Origin of the sequence: Dyadobacter sp. CY347, assembly GCF_021502655.1 — a bacterium.
Classification (GTDB): Bacteria; Bacteroidota; Bacteroidia; order Cytophagales; family Spirosomataceae; genus Dyadobacter.
Genome location: NZ_JAKFFT010000007.1, coordinates 359,485 through 378,142, shown reverse-complemented (window position 1 = coordinate 378,142; position 18,658 = coordinate 359,485). Strand labels below are relative to the sequence as shown.

Sequence of the window (18,658 nt, the reverse complement as noted above, 5' to 3'; positions counted from 1 at the left end):
CGAAACAAACGAATTCCCGCATCTATGCCCGATTCTGCATACTTTTTACCTGCTTGTCTGCTGTTGGGATTGCCGTTTTCGGGTTTTCTTTCGCTCTGGCTGGCTGGAAAAGGTTTTAATAAAGCAGCAGGTTGGGCGGGCGCTTTTATTACTGCATCAGGGCTGGCTGTCAGCATTTTGTATGCCGACGCGCAGACATTACACGTAGTCAGTTTTCACTGGCTCACTATCGGCGACACTTCTATTGACATTCCTTTTCGTTTTGATGCATTAACCTGCATGATGCTCGTGATCGTGCATTTTGTGGCATTGCTCGTGCAGCTTTATTCGACTGCTTATCTGCATGGTGATCAAAACCTGCACCGATATTTTGCATTCATTCAGCTTTTCCTTTTCTCTATGATCGGCATTGTGCTTTCGGGCAGCTTGCTGGTCATGTATATTTTCTGGGAACTGGTGGGGCTTTCTTCTTATCTGCTTATTGGTTTTTGGTATTTCAAACCAAGGGCCGTTTGGGCTGCGCAAAAGGCATTTGTACTCAACAGGATCGGTGATGCAGCATTCCTGACCGGGATTTTAATGCTGTTTTACTATATTGGCTCTACCGACTTTGAGGTGCTTGCCTTAAAAATTGACACATTAAATCCTGGAATTCTGACTGCAATCGGACTTTGTCTTTTTGGTGGTTGCATGGGAAAATCGGCCCAATGGCCACTTTCGGGCTGGTTGCCGGATGCGATGGAAGGTCCTACGCCCGTTTCTGCGCTTATTCACGCGGCTACAATGGTTGCTGCCGGGATTTTCTTATTGGCAAGAATTTCATTTTTACTCACATTCGATGCCAGACTGGTCATCACGATCATTGGCACCATTACCATGCTGATCGGGGCTATTAAGGCAACGCAAGTTTGGGATATCAAGCGGGTTTTAGCTTATTCTACCATGTCACAGCTTGGATTAATGGTCATTGCGGTTGGTTTTGGAAGCTGGCAAACTGCCCTTTTTCATCTGGCAACGCATGCATTTTTCAAAGCCGGATTATTCCTTTCAGCTGGTTCCGTCATTCATGCCGTAACACCTTCGGACCTGGGTTCCGATTTTGATTTGCAGGATATGCGCACGATGGGCGGCTTGCGCAAAGCATTGCCGGTCACATTCATTTGTTTTTCAGTTTGCGCCGCGGCATTGGCCGGGTTACCATTCTTTTCAGGATTTTTATCCAAAGACGCGATCATTACCGAAGGATTTCTCTGGGCAGCAGAACTAGGTCCATTGTTTTACATTTTCCCAATTCTCGTTATCCTTTCCGCCGGTTTGACGGCCTATTATATGACGAGGCAAATCTGGCTGGTGTTTTTTGGTCAAAACAGATTCAATGCTGCTTACATTCACCCGCACGAATCACCGGTGATCATGTGGCTTCCAATGGCTGTTTTGGCTGTTTTGTCTGTGTTTATCTGGTTCTCCTGGAACCCGTTTGACGCGGCAGGATGGTTTCTAGCATTCATAGGCCAACATTCAGAAGCGCATTTGGTGTGGGTCCCGATTGTTGCGAGTTTGGTAACTTTTGCTTCGATTTTTCTGGCATACAGAGAAATTAAAACAGAAAACCCATTCGGTATCAATACGGTAAATGCTGCTCATGCTCCGAATGCCTTGCAAAAACTGGTGTGGTTAAGAGATTTTTCCAACACCCAGTATTTTATCATTCCCTTTGCATTCATTACCAAATATTTGAAAATATTCGAAAAGCGGATCATTGACTCGTTCATTGACCGGCTGGCCAAAATGAGCGTTGTCCTCGGTCATCTCATCGGCTGGTTCGACCGGTTCTTTGTAGATGGCGGCGTGAATTTGCTGGTTTTTTCGATTAAATCCGGCGGGCACGCAGTCCGTAATTTACAAAATGGCAAGATCCAATCTTATTTCATTGTGACTGCCATGGGCGTGTTTTTATTGATATTGTGGTTGGTAATCCTGTAAAGCGGCTCAATGCACCGGCCACGATTTTAACTTAATGCTGAATGATTGATCATATACTGACATTACTTATTGCGATTCCCCTGCTTGGCGCAGCCGCTGTGGCTGTGTGGCCGGCCAAAAAACCTGAAAATTTCCGGATCATCGCACTGGTCGCGCTGGCTTTGGAGATGATCATTTCGGTGTTTTTATATATTTCATTTGATAATCAAAACCCTGGTCATCAGCTCAGCGAAGTTACCGACTGGATTACTCTGCCCATCGGCGCGTTGGGCGTGGTTTCTATTGATTATGCCCTGGCGGTGGATGGGATCAGCTTTCCGCTTGTGCTGCTGGCGGTGATTGTGCTTTTTGTGGGTGTGATCAGTTCGTGGAATGTGATTCAGAAGTCGCGGGCCTATTTTGCGCTTTATTTATTGCTTACAGGCAGCGTAATCGGCTGTTTTCTGGCGCAGGACTTTTTCCTTTTCTACCTGTTTTTCGAATTCATGCTGCTGCCGATGTATTTTCTCATTGGCTTATGGGGTGGTCCAAGGCGTGAATATGCTGCATTGAAATTCTTTATTTACACATTCTTCGGCTCGCTGCTCATATTAATAGTCATGATCGCGCTGTACTTGTCGGTGATCGATCCGCTGGAAACGGCCAAAGTCGTCGGCATTTTGGGCATCGAAGATCCAATCCATCCGGACCTTATTTCCCAGGTTCAGCAGTGGCTGATCGATGGTAAGATCGCGCCCGAACAGCTCGTGCACACATTCCGTTTCGCTTATCTGGCCGATCCTAACAATTACATTCCCGGCTCATTGCTAAGCACAGCTTCTGAATATCTGATTGGTAACATTCCTCTAAGATTGCTTGCATTCTGGTTCCTGTTCATTGGATTCGCTGTAAAATTGCCCGTCGTTCCCGTACACACGTGGTTGCCCGACGCGCACGTAGAAGCGCCGACGCCTATTTCGGTTGTGCTGGCAGGGATTCTCTTGAAAATCGGCGGTTATGGTTTCATCCGGATCGTAGATGGCTTTTTCCCATTCGAGGCACAGTATAGCGCAATTCCGCTGGCCGTTTTAGGAATGGTTTCCATTATATACGGCGGATTTAATGCATTGGGGCAGACCGATTTGAAGAAAATGATCGCTTATTCTTCTGTCTCGCACATGGGATTTGTTTTGCTTGGCATAGCCGCATTCACAGCCGAAGGCATCAACGGGGCCATTTACCAAATGGTCAGCCACGGCGTGCTTTCCGCCATGCTCTTCATCCTTACCGGCGTAGTTTACGACCGCACGCACGACCGCCGCATCGACCATTACCACGGCCTCATCGCCGTTATGCCGCAATATACCATCATTACCGGCATCGCCTTTTTCGCATCCTTAGGGCTCCCGGGTTTCTCGGGTTTTGTAGGAGAACTTTTCACATTAATGGGCGCATTCCAGTCCGAAGCATTGCCCGTCTGGATTCCTGCATTATCCACATTAGGCATCGTACTGGCAGCCGCATATTTCCTCTGGACCTACCAACGCATGTTCTTCGGCGCATTCTGGTACAAAAACGGAAGCCTCCACGTCCTCTCCGACCTAACAAAAAGGGAAACAGCCATGCTGCTTCCCCTGGTTGTGCTGACTATTTTGTTGGGATTACTTCCCGGAATGTTATTCGATATGACCGGGCCTACGGTTGAGGCTTGGCTGGATGGGTTGCGGTAATTTACTTCCCAAAAATCTGATCCAGGCTAAACCTCCCCTTTTTAGCCAATGCCTGCAATGTTTGCTGCTGTTCTGGTGTGAGGACTTCGATGATTTCTTGTCTTTTTTCTTCGGCCAGGCGTTTGTGATCGCGGCGTTTGGCTTCGTCGTTTCTGGACAGTTTGCGGTCCATGCGTGCGTAGCGGCGGTCGATTTTTTTTAATTGCTTTTGCTGGCGTTTGCTGAGATTGAGTTCTTCTGCGAAGCGGTCGAGGTTCTTTTCGAGGCGGCGGTTGTTGAGTTTGCTGTTGGTAACGGGCTCTTCATTGCGGTAATCTTCATCGTTATCCGATGTGTTTGCAGTGTTGGATGTGGCGCAGCCGGTGAAAAACAAGGTCACGGCCATCAGGCTCAACATTAATAATTTTTTCATGGGGGTGAATTTGGGGTTAAAAATATTGATGCTTATAACGCAAGGGCCGGGCATTGATATATAATCGTGGGCAAGACTTATATGTATTTTCAAATAAATGTAGTTTTGCCCGAAAGTATAAATAGTATTTTTTGCAATCTTTACAGTAAACACAAATAGCTTTTATTCCAAACTATGTCCTTTTTACCAAATTTTATTTCTCTTTACCCTACTTTATCAAATGAAAGATAGTCCTGCGCCGCAGAGGTTGTTATCGCTGGATACATTGCGTGGTTTTGACATGTTTTGGATCTCAGGAGGCGAAGAAATTTTCGCTGTGCTTGCAAAAGTTACCGGCTGGTCCTGGGCTATTTTTATGGCGCATCAATTCACCCACCCGGATTGGAACGGTTTCCGCGCCTACGACCTGATCTTCCCCACATTCCTGTTTATGGCTGGCGTTTCCGCACCATTTTCGCTGGGCAGCCGCTTGGAAAAGGGCATTCCGCCTTCGGAATTGATCAGAAAAGTGGTTCAGCGTGGGTTAACGCTGGTTTTGCTGGGCGTGATTTATAACAATGGTTTATTTCAAACCGAATGGGAAAACATGCGTTATCCGAGTGTTCTGGCGCGAATTGGATTAGCCGGAATGTTTGCCCAGATCATTTATTTATACACTGAAAAAAGAACACGCTGGATCTGGTTCGCCGCGATCCTGATCGGTTACTATCTGTTCATGAAATTTTATCCGGTCCCGGGCTGCGGCGCTGGCTTGCTGACCATTGAATGTAACCCGGCCAGCTATATTGACAAAATGATCATTCCGGGACGGTTACACTTGACGATACATGATCCGGAAGGGCTGGTTTCTACTATTCCGGCCATTGCAACGGGGTTAATGGGCATTTTTGCAGGTGAGCTTTTGCGGACAAGTGAAGAGGTTATATCAAAAAATAATAAAGTCGTTTACCTGGTTTTTGCGGGCGTTATCAGCCTGCTCGTATGCGTCGTTTGGGATTACTTTTTTCCGATCAACAAGAATCTGTGGACGAGTTCGTTCGTGCTTTGTGCAGGCGGGTTCAGTACATTGTTGCTGGCGCTGTTCTACTGGATCGTAGACGTGCTGAATTACCGGAAATGGACATTGTTCTTCGTAGTGATCGGGATGAATTCCATCGTGATTTATATGGTAGGAAGCTTTATCAACTTTAATTATACAGCCCAGGCACTTTTCGGAGGCATACTCAGTTACTTCCCGCACACCATTGAAGCAGTCGGCGAAGTGATCGCTTATATCATGGTTCAATGGGCGTTTATGTATCTTTTATTTAGGAATAAGCTATTTTTGAAGGTTTAAAATATTAATTAATGTCCATCCAAGTCACCAACCTTACCAAACTCTACGGAACGCAGCGTGCGATTGATGGGATTTCTTTTAGTTTGAAAAAGGGAGAGATCGTTGGGTTTCTGGGTCCGAACGGAGCTGGGAAATCAACGACGATGAAGATACTGACCGGCTATCTTAAAGCTTCGGAAGGATCGGCCAAAGTGTCTGATTATGATGTTACAGATGAGCCAATGCCCGCGCGCAGGACAATAGGATATTTGCCAGAGCATAACCCGCTTTACCTGGATATGTACGTGAGCGAATTTCTCCTTTTTTCGGGAAAATTGTATGGCATGAAGTCAGCCGAATTACGCACCAGAGTGGACGAGGTCATTGCTTTGTGCGGGTTGGAAGTAGAGAAGCGCAAGAAGATCGGGCAGCTTTCCAAAGGTTACCGCCAACGTGTGGGACTTGCGCAGTCGTTTTTGCATAATCCTTCTGTGCTGATCCTGGATGAACCTACTACTGGCCTGGATCCCAATCAGATACAAGAAATCCGGGACGTGATCCGTAATGCGGGAAAAGACAAAACAGTTCTTTTTTCAACACACATTATGCAGGAAGTGGAAGCATTATGTGATCGGGTGATCATTATTAATAAAGGAAAAGTGGTGAGCGACAGCTCATTAGACGAGCTGCGAAAAACGGGAGATTCACTGGAAGAGATTTTCCGGACCCTGACCAAATAGTTTTAAGTTTGAAACTTATTGAAGATCAAATTTCAAAAGCATTAAATATTAGAATTGTATTAAAACAACTTTTTTTCGGATTTATTCCGACCGCAATTTGTTATTATTGTAACTTTTATAAACTCAATTGGGCGGTGCAGAAGTCAGATAACCTAACATTCCCTCGTTAAAATCAGTGGTTCGGAGTATGAAAAATTGGTTCTTAAGCCGGTTTCGTTTAGTTGTAAGTGTAGTCTTCCTGGTCATTCTAACATCAATGGCTTCCGTAGCCTGGAAACGCATCCGGGTTTTCAGTGAACCGGTTGCAACATTGCCGGAAACGGTCAAGCAGCCTGCAAAAAAAGCTAGGAAAAAGCTTGATCCTGTGCTAGTATTGCCTGAAAATGAATGGGTTGACAGCACATTAAAGTCTTTGACCATTGAACAAAAAATCGGCCAGCTCTTCATGGTGGCCACATTCTCCAATCGCGACGAATCACATTATAAATACATTGACCGCCTGATCAGCGACTTTCACATCGGTGGCCTGATATTCTTTCAGGGCGGCCCGGTGGGACAGGCGCAGCTGACCAACCGCTATCAATCGCATTCCAACATTCCTTTATTTATCGGCATTGACGGCGAATGGGGCCTGGGCATGCGCCTCGACAGCACCATATCCTTCCCAAAACAAATGGTGCTCGGCTCCATCCAGGACGACGCGCTCGTTTACAAAATGGGCAGCGACATCGCCAGACAATGCAGCCGTTTGGGCATTCAAATCAATTTTGCACCCGTTTCTGACATTAACAGCAATCCGGGCAATCCGGTGATCGGTATACGTTCATTTGGTGAAGACCGCGACAATGTAACGCGCAAAGCGATTGCCTATATGAAAGGTTTGCAGCACAACAAGATCATTGCAACCGCGAAGCACTTCCCCGGTCACGGCGATACGGATGCGGATTCTCATTTTACATTGCCTGTCCTCACGCATTCCGTGGACCAGCTTACCGAAACGGATCTCTATCCTTACCGGGCCATGATCGCCGACAGCTTAATGGGTGTTTTAAATGGTCATTTGTACATTCCTGCATTGGACAGCACGCCTAACCTGGCCAGTTCTCTCTCCGAAAAAGTGGTTACCGGCCTTTTGCGCAAGGATCTTGGATTCCGCGGATTGGTTTTCACTGATGCCATGAACATGCGCGGTGTTTTGAAAACAGGAAAAGCAGCAGAAGTGAATTTGAAAGCTTTAATCGCCGGAAACGACATTCTCCTGTATCCTGAGAGCATTGCCGAGACGGTTACCAAAATCAAAGACGCCATTGATTCAAAAAGGATCAGCGAAAAGATCATTGATGATAAGGTAAAACGCATTTTGCAGGCTAAATACTGGTCGGGACTGAGCCAGTATAAACCCATTGATACCAATAATCTTTACGCAGACCTCAACACCGAAAAAAGCAAAGAGCTGTATCGCGAACTGTGTGAAGCTTCGGTTACGGTTGTGAAAAATGAAAATGATCTGCTGCCTATCGGGTCGGTTTTAGACGATAAAATGGCTTCTGTGAGCATCGGGGAAGGAAGCAGCGTAGCATTCCAGAAAATGCTGTCGACTTACAAACCGATGCGTTCCTACACATTCTATGAAGGGCCTGCGTCACAAGCGCAGATCGCGGAAATGATGGGTTATTTGGGCAACTACAACACCGTGATCGTGGATGTGCATGGCATCACTTCCAATCCGAAAAGCAATTACGGGGTGACGACGGGCATGGTGGATTTTGTAAACCAATTGAAGCAGCAGAACAAAAAAGTAATCCTTTGCTTGTTTGGAACGCCTTATAGCATTCAATTTTTCCCGGATACGGATGTCTTGATCTGCGCAAGCCAGGACGGGAAGGATCAGCAGGAGATTGTTCCGCAGATTATTTTTGGTGCATTAAAATCGCAGGGCCGCTTGCCGGTTTCGGTGCTTTCCTTCAAAGCAGGCAGCGGCATAACGACCACATCCATCAACCGGATCGGATTTGGAACGCCGGAAAGTGTGGGTATGGACGGCAGTTCGCTGAAACGGATCGATGAGCTGGCAACATCTGCGGTGAATGATCATGTTTTTCCGGGTTGCGAAGTTTTGGTTGCGAGAAAAGGAAAGATCATTTACGACAAACAATTTGGCGGCCTTAATTACCGCACACCGGACCGGGTTACTTCTGAAACCATTTACGACCTGGCTTCCGTCACAAAAGTTTCGGCCACATTGCAGGCCATTATGCTTTTGTACGACCGCAAGCAAATTGATTTAGACCAAAAAGCATCCGCCTATCTCCCTGAACTCGTTGGCACCAACAAACAGAATTTTACGATTAGGGATCTGCTGATGCACCGATCGGGAATGGTTTCATTTTATCCGCCGCTTTGGGAAAAGACCAAAACCAGCGCTGGCGGCTTGCTTCCGGAATATTATAGTTCCAGGGCGGATACAGCTTATTATCTGCAAGTTGCACCGAAGCTTTTTGCCAAAGGTGCTATGCGCGATTCGGTTTGGAAATGGGTTGTGGAGTCGCCTATGAACAACCGCAGAGAACGATCGGGCAGTTACGGTTACCTGTACAGCGATCTTGGTTTTTTAACATTGCAAAAAATCGTTGAAAAAGTAACGGGGCAGCCGCTTGACATTTTCGTGTCTGCCAACATTTACGAGCCATTGGGACTGGCTTACCTGGGTTTTAATCCGCTGCGCCGTTTTTCGGAAAAACAAATTGCGCCTACTGAACAGGATTACCGTTACCGGAACCAGTTGCTTCAAGGGACTGTGCATGATCAGATGTCGGCCATTGTTGGCGGCGTTGCAGGCCATGCAGGGCTTTTCGGAACGGCGCGTGACCTGGCCATTTTGTTTCAAATGAATCTTTGGAAAGGAAATTACGCAGGTCGGAGATATTTTGAAAACGCAACCGTTCCACTTTTTTCACGCGTCTATGACGAATCGCATCACCGCGGATTGGGCTGGGACAAAGCGCCGGTTGACGGAAATAGTTCTTACGTATCTCCACAGGCGTCTGTGAATTCTTTTGGTCACACGGGCTTCACCGGCACCATGGTTTGGATTGATCCCGAAGAAGATCTGTTATTTATTTTTCTTTCGAACCGCGTCAATCCGGATGCAGAAAATACGGCAATTACTACGCAGAGGACGCGTAGGAAAATCCAGGATGTCGTCTACAGTTCACTTATTCAAAGGAAAAGCGAGCTTCCTTAATTGAGTCGAAAGTGTATTTGAAAAATATCTCTAACTTTACCAGACAAACAGGTTAGCGGAAAGATATTAAGACAGATACATGAAAAGAACATCTATTAAAAAGAGTATTTTTACAATCCTTGCCGCGATTTTATGCGTCGCAAATTCATTTGGCCAGACAATTACAACGGATGCTTTGAAGCCAGCGGAGGTTTGTGCCGGCGGAACAGTTTCGGTTGAGTTCACGGCAGAAGACATTCTCTTAGCGCCTACAAATTTTACAGCCCAACTATCAAACGCATCCGGCTCCTTTGCCGCCCCGGTTGATCTCGGATCTTCGGCCACTTCCCCAATTTCGGTAACCATTCCAAACGGAACCGTTGCAGGTTCCGGATATAAAATACGCGTCATTGGCTTCGTATTATTGGTTCCCGCAATCGCAACATCAGAAAGCGCTAACCTGAAAATAAATGCTATTCCTGCAAAGCCAACTGTAATTTCGCCTGTCGCCTATGAAGTAGGAGATAAAGCAGTTGCATTGGACGCAACCGGCACAGCCTTGAAATGGTATAACACCGAAACTAGTGCTGCCGGATCAGCAACCATTCCCACCCCTGACACTGAAACAGAGGGAACACAAACCTTTTTCGTAAGTCAAACAGTAAGCGGCTGCGAAAGTGACCGGTCTCAAATTGTTGTGAATGTTACAAAAACAGCCTGTACGCCACCTGCAAAGCCAGTTGTGACAACGCCTGTTTCATATACAAAAGGCCAGACAGCCGTCGCATTGGAAGCAACAGCATTGACCGGTGCTAAATTGAATTGGTATGGAGCCAACGAAACCGGAGGAACAGCCTCTGCAACCAAGACCATTCCCTCAACTAGTGCGGTTGGAACAATCACTTATTATGTAAGCCAAACTTTGAATGATTGCGAGAGCGAGCGTTCAGCGATTGTTGTGAATGTATCGGCTTGTACGCCACCTGCAAAGCCAGTTGTGACAACGCCGGTTTCATATACCAAAGATCAAACAAATGCCAAGGCACTTCAAGCGACTGCATTAACGGGTGCAACATTGAACTGGTACGGCACCAATGCAACGGGAGGAACAGCTTCCACAACAGCGCCAACGCCATCAACCGGCACCGTTGGAACGACAACTTATTATGTAAGTCAAATATTGAATGATTGTGAAAGTGTTCGTTCGGCAATCGAGGTAACTGTTACTGCATGCGTTCCACCAGCGGCGCCAGGAGTTGCAAATGTTTCTTACTGTTTAAACGAAACCACATCGGCATTAACCGCCACCGGGACAGGCCTTAAATGGTATAATGAATCCGGCACCGCTCTTGGCGCAGCACCAAAACCTTCAAGCGGATCAGCGGGAACGACATCTTATTTTGTGACCCAAACCATTGGTGGATGTGAAAGTGCGAAAGCCGAAATCAAAGTTACTATAAACCAGACTGCTGCTCCGGCAGTTGATGATCTGACTTATTGCCTAAATGCAACTCCACCAACATTAACCGCTACGGGAAGCAATCTGAAATGGTATGCTAATGCAACAGGCGGCACAGGATCGGCTTCTGCTCCTACTCCAACCACCAATGCGATAGGAACAAAAAGTTACTATGTAAGCCAGACAATAGGCGGTTGTGAAAGCGCAAGAGCTGAAATTAAGGTTTCCATCAGAAATTTATCTACTTTACCAACCGTTATTTCGCCAGTTAATTTGTGCCAAAATTCAACAGCAAGTCCGTTGACAGCGACTGGCGCTGCATTGCAATGGTATACTGCTGCAACAGGCGGAAATGGCTCATCTACTGCACCTTCACCAAATACAGCAACCGTTGGCACAACGAGCTATTATGTAAGCCAAACAGCATCCGGACTATGCGAAGGACCGAGGGCAAAAATTGATGTCATTATCAAAGACACACCAGTTGCTCCTACTGTTACTCCAGTCGATTATTGCGCAGGCGTAAAAGCAGTTCCATTAACACCATCAGGAGGCACTTATAAATGGTATAGCACACCCACGGGAGGCACCAGTTACGCTACCACTCCTACTCCCGGAACAGCGACGGCAGGTGTAAATTCATACTATTTGTCACAATCCAACACATACGGAAGCCTGGTTTGCGAAAGTCCACGCGCCAAACTTGACGTGACCGTTAACGCGACGCCAGCAACATTACCAACAGTTTCCGAAGTTGTTTGCCAGGAGCGCACAGACAAAACCTACACATTCCCAACCCAGGCTTCCAGCGGAAATACCATAAACTGGTACACGGCTGCGACAGGTGGAAATGCATCAAAAAATGCGCCTTCTATAAACATCAAAAATGCCGGAGAGACCATATATTACGCAACTCAGATCTCTGCAAAGAACTGCGAAAGCGCAACAAGAATTGCTCAAAAAATCCGCGTAAAACCACTTCCAGGCTTACCGGGAATTGACAATTCACTTGTTGAAATATGCCAGTTCGTTGCAGCGCAGCCATTATCGGCGACGCCGGTGACAAATGGGATCCTGAAATGGTACGGAACAAATGCAACAGGCGGCGATCCTAGTGACAATGCGCCGGTTCCATCCACTGCGGAAGGCGGAACGACTTCTTATTTTGTAGGCCAGTCACTCGAAGGTTGTGTCAGCGACCGTGCCAAGATTGATGTAAAAATCAATACAACACCAAAACCACAAACCACTACGCAACTTGCATACTGCCAGAACGAAGTTGCACCCAGGCTGGACGCAACAGGTTCTATCCTGAAATGGTATCGCAATGCAAATGATACTGATTTCCAAGGTGTTCCATTTACACCATTCACAGAAAAAGTACAGGATTATTCATTCTTCGTGACACAAACAGGCTCAAATGGCTGCGAAAGTCCAAAAGAAGAGATCAAAATCCACATCAAAGCATTACCATCTGCAACGGTATCAGGAAGTTCTACCATTGACCTTGGACAAACGGCAACGATCCGGATCAGATTCACGGGCGACGGACCTTGGATTTATACGCTTTCAGACGGCACTACTGATACAACAGATCAGCAAAATCACGAAATCCAGGTTAAGCCAACCACTACGACCACTTACTTGCTTACCGATGTGGCCAATGCTTGCGGTAAAGGCTTACCCATCGGAAGCGCCTTGGTAACAGTGAAAATCCCTACCATTAATTCGGGTAACCCTTCCGTGGCCGAAGCTTGCGCAGGTAAGACATTCAGTGTGCCATTCCAGCAGTCGGGCGATTTTCCTTCCGAAAATACATTTAAAGTACAGATTGCCACGGAGAATACGGACGCTAAATTTGTCAGTATTCCGTCCGTTGCTTCATCCAATATCATCACAGCCACGTTCCCGGACACAACGCTGGCAGGAAGCTATTATGTGCGTGTCGTGAGTTCGGGCACGAACCCTGAATTTACGGTAAAAGGCAGTGTAAGCTCGATCACCATTACGGCTAGTCCGCTTCCGGTTGCCACAATCACCGGCACACAAACGATCCTGGTGGGCGATAAGGCGGATATGAAAATTGAAACCACAGGAAAAGCACCCTGGACTTTCACATTGAGCAATGGCACAAAGGATTCGCTGATCACCGCATCTGTCACTCCCTATACATTCAAACTGGCACCGAGAACGACGACGACTTACACCATTTCGAAGGTGACCAATGGTTGCGGAACGGGTAAAGGAGCTGGTAGCGCCAGAGTTCAGGTGGATCCGATCCTGGGTGTTGAGCCGGCGGCTTCCGCCGATTGGGTGAAGGTTTATCCAACACTCGTTACAACACAATGCACCGTGGAAATTGACGGTATTATTGCGCCAAGAGAAGCTAGCGCAGAGGTTATTGATCTTACCGGCCGCTCACGCGCTGTGAAAAGCATCAACCAGAAAGTGACTCATGTAGACTTCTCCTCCTACCCTTCAGGACTTTACCTGCTAAGGGTTACAAACGGGAATAAGAATACAGTCTGGCGCATTATGAAGCCTTAATTTGGGTTTAAAAAATAACAAACGGGACATTTATTGCTTAGCGATGAATGTCCCGTTTTCATTCAATAACAACCATTTACATTGAACATTCAGGCAGACATTCTGGACAACTACTTCATGGCAGAAGCCATGCGGCAAGCCGAAAAAGCGTACGAAGAAGGCGAAATTCCGGTGGGCGCTGTGGTGGTAATTGGCGAGCGCATTATTGGTAAAGGTTATAACCAAACCGAAAAACTCAACGATGTGACCGCTCACGCAGAGATGATTGCCATCACCGCGGCGTCAGATAATCTGGGGTCAAAATATCTTCAGGATTGCACATTGTACGTAACGCTCGAACCCTGCGTCATGTGCGCCGGGGCGCTCTATTGGACGCAAATGGACCGCGTGGTATTCGGTGCGGCTGACGAAAAACGGGGATTTTCCAGGCTTGGCAAAGTTATTTTACATCCTAAAACCAGTCTGACAACCGGAATTTTGGCAACCGAATCGCAGGAGCTGCTGCTCAAATTTTTTAGGAGATTAAGAACATAAAGCCTTTTTCTGCTGTTAGCCTACTGATATAGTATATATTTTAAACATTAAACTACACTGAAAATGGCGTTTACACTAGATCCCTTACCTTACGCAAACAATGCATTGGAGCCTCATTTCGACGCATTGACTATGGAGATACATCACGACCGTCACCATCAGGCATATGTTACCAATTTGAATGCAGCGGTAGCAGGCACTGAACTGGAAGGCAAAAGCATAGAAGAGATTGTCGCAAATATCAGCAAAGCACCAGCACCGGTTCGTAACAACGGCGGTGGTCACTGGAACCACGCATTTTTCTGGAAATCACTTTCTCCAAACGGTGGCGGTGAGCCAACTGGCGAGCTAGGAAAAGCGATTACAGCGAAATTCGGATCGTTCCAGGCATTCAAAGACGAGTTCAAAAAAGCGGCAACAGGCCGTTTCGGCTCAGGATGGTCATGGTTGATCAAATCCGGCGACGGCGTAGCCATTACTTCTACCCCAAACCAGGACAACCCATTGATGGACATTGCAGAGGCAAAAGGAACGCCTATCATCGGTTTGGACGTGTGGGAACACGCTTATTACCTGAAATATCAAAACAAGCGCCCGGATTACATCGACGCATATTGGAACGTAGTAGACTGGAAAGCTGCTGACGCTCTTTATGTTGGCGCGTAACAAGGGCTGAAAATATAGATTAAGGTTTGGAGGTTGAAAAAAAAGTGCACAGTTACTCTTGCAACCTTCAAACCTTTTCCTACTTTTGTATCCTCGAAAGGGGTTTTCCCCCTCAGAACGGAGGTTGTAGCTCAGTCGGTTAGAGCGCTAGATTGTGGTTCTAGAGGTCGCGGGTTCGAGACCCGTCTCCCTCCCTTGAAATAAGTTCAAAGTCAAACAAAATGCCTGTAAATCAATGATTTGCGGGCATTTTTGTTTTTCAGATCATATCAAAAAATGCAAAAATTCCCATGTTTTCCAGCGTCATTCGTGTAGTTCAACGCTTGACGAAAAAAGACGCTGGAAAATGCCCGTAAGTTTCTGATTGACAACCTGTTTACGCCGTAAACATCTTGTTTGGAAAGGCCGGTAACGCGATATTTAACCACTTAAATGTTAGCGTTATGTTAGAAAAAACTTTCGGCCTGTTCTTCTATTTGAAACACGCCAAGTACCAAAAGGAGGGTTTACGTTATGTTTACCTCAGAATTACGGTAGACGGCAAGTCTGTCGAAATGTCCACAAAACAGCTTTGGAGCCCTACCAGATGGAATGCAGATGCGGGTAGAGCCACCGGCCAAAAAGAAGAAACCCGCACGCTCAATGCCTATCTGGACATGCTGAGCTCAAAAGTTTTTCAGGCGAAGAAGATTCTGATCGAGGATGACAAGGAATTGACAGCGGAAGCATTGAAGAATGTTCTGCTTGGTAAGAGCAATGAGACTCGCACTATCCTTGAAGTCTTCCAGCGCCATAATGAACAGATGGAAGCGCTTGTCGACCAAGAGTTCGCCCCGCTCACCTTGAAGCGGTACAAAACCGCCAAGGAGCATACCGCTTCCTTTATCAAGTGGAAATACAAGAAGGATGATATGGCGATCAGGGATTTGAATTATGAATTTATTACTGAATTCAATTTCTGGCTGCGTAGTGCGCGAGGTTGCAACCATAACTCTGCGATCAAATACATGAGCAATCTGAAAAAGGTTGTTCTGATCTGCGTCAATAACAAATGGTTGAAGAAGGATCCATTTCAAGGTTTTAAGCTGACCAAAAAGGAGGTTGTAAAGAATCCGCTATCCAGGGACGAACTGAAACGGTTAACTGAGAAAGTATTTGAAGTTGAAAGGATCAGCCAAGTACGTGACATCTTTTTGTTCTGCTGCTACACCGGACTTGCTTATGTGGATGTGAAGCAATTGAAAACTACGGATATTGTCATCGGCATGGACGGCGAACCTTGGATCGACACAACCCGCCAGAAAACGGATGCGCCTACACGTATTCCGCTGCTGGATACAGCGCTGGAAATTATTGAGAAATATAAAGATCACCCACAGTGCTGCGCTGCTGGTGTTGTGTTGCCGGTTCTGAGTAATCAGAAGATGAATGCTTATTTGAAAGAGATTGCTAACCTGTGCGGGATTTCCAAGACGCTGACTTTTCATATTGCGCGGCATACGTTTGCTACTACGGTGACGCTGAGCAATAAGGTGCCGATTGAGACGGTTTCGAAAATGCTGGGGCATCGGTCTTTGAAGCAGACTATGATTTATGCTAAGATTTTGGATGTGAAGATTAGTGAGGATATGAAGGGGTTGCGGGAGCGGTTGAAGGGTGGTTGAAGATCAGAGCGTAGTACTGAGGCGATAACTACAGTTCGCCTCAGTAATTCATTAGCTTTCCTAGTTCTAATCAGATTAACTGGAAAAAATTCCAAGTCACTTTGAAAATTACACCGTAGAGAGTTTGGGCTTTCTTAGTGTGTATTTGCTATCGCACCAAGCTGAATTGAGAGCACTGTATGATTTCATTGTATCGTGGGTACCAACATTTTCTTAGTAGATATAATTTTAAAGTCGATGTTCTAAAAAAAAATCCGTCTTCACTTATCAAATTCGTGTTCAGCCACAGGCACATGGTCTAATACATTCTGCTGGTCTAATCAATACTGATTGTTTCGTAAGAGCATTGAATATGTCGTATCTTTAAGTCAATTAAGCTGGTGTCAAAAATGAATTCAAACCATACAACTTCTTGCGCTATTGCTCATGGATTAAACACTCAAGGCTTTTTTAGCTACGAAGTGCCTAGCAATATTATAATATTTGTCCATGGTTTTGGTGGCAGCGCCACAGGCACATGGAATAACTTTCTATCGATGATCCTTTTTGACGATCATTTTAAGAAAACTGATGTAATTTTTTATGGCTACGACACCTTAAAGGGACAAGCAAGCGATCATTCCGCTCAATTGTACAACTTCTTAAATTTATTAGAAAGTCCAGGTCGAAATCACATATTGCCACCACTACAAAATCTTCCGGAGAGGAGCTATCAGTCAATTCTTTTGGTTGCCCATTCACTTGGTGCAGTTCTTGTACGTCAGGCTCAACTTTTGGCTTCAATTGCAGACAAACAATGGGTAGATAAGTCAAAATTAGCGCTATTTGCACCAGCGCATAACGGGGCACAAATTGTCTTGCTAGCGTTGGAGTCATTACCTGGGTTGCTTACATTGCTTGGGGTCATTGCAAAATTTAAATACCCGATTCTTAGCGACTTAACTCCTGGTGAAGGATTATTGAAAAATATAAAAGAGCATACGAAAGATTTACAGAATCAAGGAAAAGGCGACTTCTCAAAAGCGCAGCTTGTAATACATGCGAAAGGTGATAAGGTAATTAGAAACCATCAATACCTACTTGATAGCCCTGCACGAGTTATTGAGAATTCTAATCATACAAAAGTTTGTAAGCCAACGCAAGTTTATTCTGAGCCACTTGAGTATATCAAATCAATCGTGAAGATTAATGGATAGCTATAATAAAAAAAATTTAACCTCGCTGCTTGCCGAGTTTCATGATAAGGGCGAAGCAAAAAAAGGTATACTTAATCTCATCAACAATTACTTCCTTAATGATAATCAAAGCGGTCTCGCCCATTTGTTGAGATTTCATCGACCAGTTCCAGTCGATGGAAGTGAATTGAAGCTTCGATATCAAGTAGATGCCCTCCTAGACTGTTATGGCATTTTAGCGATTGCCATTTTTTCAGGATATATACCTAATAAATTGGATAAAGAATTGACTGATGAAATTTTGTTAGTTCTAGACAATCAAGCGATAAAAGAATATTATACCATTCACTACCCCAATCCTATTGTGTTCTATCTCTGTCAATATGTAAAGGAAAATCGAACATTCCAGCAAGAGGCAAATACGGACACAATTGGTGCATTTACTGAATTTGTATCTTTGTTTCGATTCCTAAAACAAGATAAAGATATTTGTCGATTTATGGAGATGCTCGATTTTGTTTGGTATGACGGCGAGACAATTAGTGAAGTAACTCGAATTTTATCATCCTTTGAAGAATTAAACAAGGCTTTTACTTCAAGAGATAGCTCACCAGCGACGCGGAGCGTTAAAGGATTTATAAAGTATACTGCCTTCCTAAGTCAACTTAGAACGCTTATAGAAGCAACGGTCCAATATCCCATTTTACAGTCCTCACTTTGGACGTTTCATAGCTATTATTTTGACCAAATTGACTTAAAGATGGCCGACCTCCTTGACAGATCCTTTAGTAACATTGAGCAAGCTTTTCGTTCACCACAGCTTTTTGCTAAAATTGCTGACGGTTTGGTAATTGACAAAAATACCAGTCTATTGGATGAAAGTAAGCTGAGTTTGTTTGCATCCTTAGCGATTCACCAGGCACGAGAGGATGCTGACTTTGTTTTAGATAAGAAATGGGGAGATGCCTTAATAAAATATTTCTCTTCATAAAACTCTTAACAGGCTAGTTATCTGTATAAAGCAATTTCTAAGGATAATATCTGCGTAGGTTCTCACAAGCCAAGGAAAGTCAGAAAGTGTTAATCGATTAAATTACCATAGCAGGCTCCTGTATTACAGGAACTTGAATAGTAGACAAAAATGCTTGCGATAAAATTAAAAAACTAGAACCGCGTTGTATCTTTTTGATAAGATCACATTTGGTGATCAGTCTGTCATTTTAACGATTGC

12 protein-coding genes and 1 tRNA gene are annotated in these 18,658 nt (G+C 45.3%); 12 read left to right on the top strand and 1 reads right to left on the bottom strand.

Annotated elements, in window-relative coordinates; genetic code table 11:
• Positions 1-24: 24 nt before the first annotated feature.
• Together nuoL and L0659_RS17260 are read left to right on the top strand one after the other, a co-directional pair.
• Positions 25-1,983: an NADH-quinone oxidoreductase subunit L gene (gene nuoL, locus L0659_RS17265; protein ID WP_235127867.1), complete on the top strand. Its 1,959-nt coding sequence runs from the start codon at positions 25-27 to the stop codon at positions 1,981-1,983.
• 41 nt (positions 1,984-2,024) lie between these two features.
• Positions 2,025-3,692 (top strand): NuoM family protein, encoded by a 1,668-nt coding sequence (locus L0659_RS17260; protein ID WP_235127866.1) that lies wholly within the window; start codon positions 2,025-2,027, stop codon positions 3,690-3,692.
• A gap of 1 nt (position 3,693) precedes the next feature.
• On the opposite strand, the gene L0659_RS17255 is transcribed toward L0659_RS17260, so the two are convergent.
• On the bottom strand, positions 3,694-4,104 hold the full coding sequence (locus L0659_RS17255; protein WP_235127865.1) for a hypothetical protein: 411 nt from the start codon (positions 4,102-4,104) through the stop codon (positions 3,694-3,696).
• A gap of 220 nt (positions 4,105-4,324) precedes the next feature.
• Between L0659_RS17255 and L0659_RS17250 the strand changes: the two genes are divergently transcribed.
• The 10 genes from L0659_RS17250 to L0659_RS17205 all read left to right on the top strand — a co-directional run bounded on the left by L0659_RS17250 (position 4,325) and on the right by L0659_RS17205 (position 18,418).
• Positions 4,325-5,440: an acyltransferase family protein gene (locus L0659_RS17250; protein WP_235127864.1), complete on the top strand. Its 1,116-nt coding sequence runs from the start codon at positions 4,325-4,327 to the stop codon at positions 5,438-5,440.
• 11 nt (positions 5,441-5,451) lie between these two features.
• Positions 5,452-6,159, top strand: coding sequence for an ATP-binding cassette domain-containing protein (locus L0659_RS17245; protein ID WP_235127863.1), 708 nt, complete (start codon positions 5,452-5,454; stop codon positions 6,157-6,159).
• Positions 6,160-6,346: 187 nt separating this feature from the next.
• Positions 6,347-9,403, top strand: coding sequence for a glycoside hydrolase family 3 N-terminal domain-containing protein (locus L0659_RS17240; protein WP_235127862.1), 3,057 nt, complete (start codon positions 6,347-6,349; stop codon positions 9,401-9,403).
• Between the two features lie 79 nt (positions 9,404-9,482).
• A complete protein-coding gene (locus tag L0659_RS17235; protein ID WP_235127861.1) occupies positions 9,483-13,388 on the top strand; it encodes a T9SS type A sorting domain-containing protein in 3,906 nt (1,301 codons plus the stop codon).
• Between the two features lie 117 nt (positions 13,389-13,505).
• Positions 13,506-13,922: a nucleoside deaminase gene (locus tag L0659_RS17230; RefSeq protein ID WP_235128052.1), complete on the top strand. Its 417-nt coding sequence runs from the start codon at positions 13,506-13,508 to the stop codon at positions 13,920-13,922.
• Between the two features lie 63 nt (positions 13,923-13,985).
• Positions 13,986-14,588 carry a superoxide dismutase gene (locus L0659_RS17225; RefSeq protein WP_235127860.1) on the top strand — a complete coding sequence of 201 codons (603 nt, stop codon included), beginning with the start codon at positions 13,986-13,988 and terminating at the stop codon, positions 14,586-14,588.
• Positions 14,589-14,707: 119 nt separating this feature from the next.
• Positions 14,708-14,783 (top strand) — tRNA-His (locus tag L0659_RS17220).
• Positions 14,784-15,031: 248 nt separating this feature from the next.
• The gene (locus L0659_RS17215) at positions 15,032-16,252 is read left to right on the top strand and encodes a site-specific integrase (RefSeq protein ID WP_235127859.1); all 1,221 of its coding nucleotides are present in this window, start codon (positions 15,032-15,034) and stop codon (positions 16,250-16,252) included.
• Between the two features lie 389 nt (positions 16,253-16,641).
• On the top strand, positions 16,642-17,448 hold the full coding sequence (locus tag L0659_RS17210; RefSeq protein WP_235127858.1) for a triacylglycerol lipase: 807 nt from the start codon (positions 16,642-16,644) through the stop codon (positions 17,446-17,448).
• Positions 17,441-18,418: a hypothetical protein gene (locus L0659_RS17205; protein ID WP_235127857.1), complete on the top strand. Its 978-nt coding sequence runs from the start codon at positions 17,441-17,443 to the stop codon at positions 18,416-18,418. The genes L0659_RS17210 and L0659_RS17205 overlap by 8 nt, the downstream gene beginning before the upstream one ends.
• Positions 18,419-18,658 lie beyond the last annotated feature (240 nt).

Excerpts from the sequence above, each read along its gene's own strand:
- L0659_RS17225 (WP_235127860.1), top strand. The coding sequence starts at position 13,986 with ATGGCGTTTACACTAGATCCCTTACCTTACGCAAACAATGCATTGGAG.
- L0659_RS17205 (WP_235127857.1), top strand. The coding sequence starts at position 17,441 with ATGGATAGCTATAATAAAAAAAATTTAACCTCGCTGCTTGCCGAGTTT.
- L0659_RS17210 (WP_235127858.1), top strand. The coding sequence starts at position 16,642 with ATGAATTCAAACCATACAACTTCTTGCGCTATTGCTCATGGATTAAAC.
- L0659_RS17235 (WP_235127861.1), top strand. The coding sequence starts at position 9,483 with ATGAAAAGAACATCTATTAAAAAGAGTATTTTTACAATCCTTGCCGCG.
- L0659_RS17260 (WP_235127866.1), top strand. The coding sequence starts at position 2,025 with ATGATTGATCATATACTGACATTACTTATTGCGATTCCCCTGCTTGGC.
- L0659_RS17255 (WP_235127865.1), bottom strand. The coding sequence starts at position 4,104 with ATGAAAAAATTATTAATGTTGAGCCTGATGGCCGTGACCTTGTTTTTC.
- L0659_RS17245 (WP_235127863.1), top strand. The coding sequence starts at position 5,452 with ATGTCCATCCAAGTCACCAACCTTACCAAACTCTACGGAACGCAGCGT.
- nuoL (WP_235127867.1), top strand. The coding sequence starts at position 25 with ATGCCCGATTCTGCATACTTTTTACCTGCTTGTCTGCTGTTGGGATTG.
- L0659_RS17215 (WP_235127859.1), top strand. The coding sequence starts at position 15,032 with ATGTTAGAAAAAACTTTCGGCCTGTTCTTCTATTTGAAACACGCCAAG.
- L0659_RS17240 (WP_235127862.1), top strand. The coding sequence starts at position 6,347 with ATGAAAAATTGGTTCTTAAGCCGGTTTCGTTTAGTTGTAAGTGTAGTC.
- L0659_RS17230 (WP_235128052.1), top strand. The coding sequence starts at position 13,506 with ATGGCAGAAGCCATGCGGCAAGCCGAAAAAGCGTACGAAGAAGGCGAA.
- L0659_RS17250 (WP_235127864.1), top strand. The coding sequence starts at position 4,325 with ATGAAAGATAGTCCTGCGCCGCAGAGGTTGTTATCGCTGGATACATTG.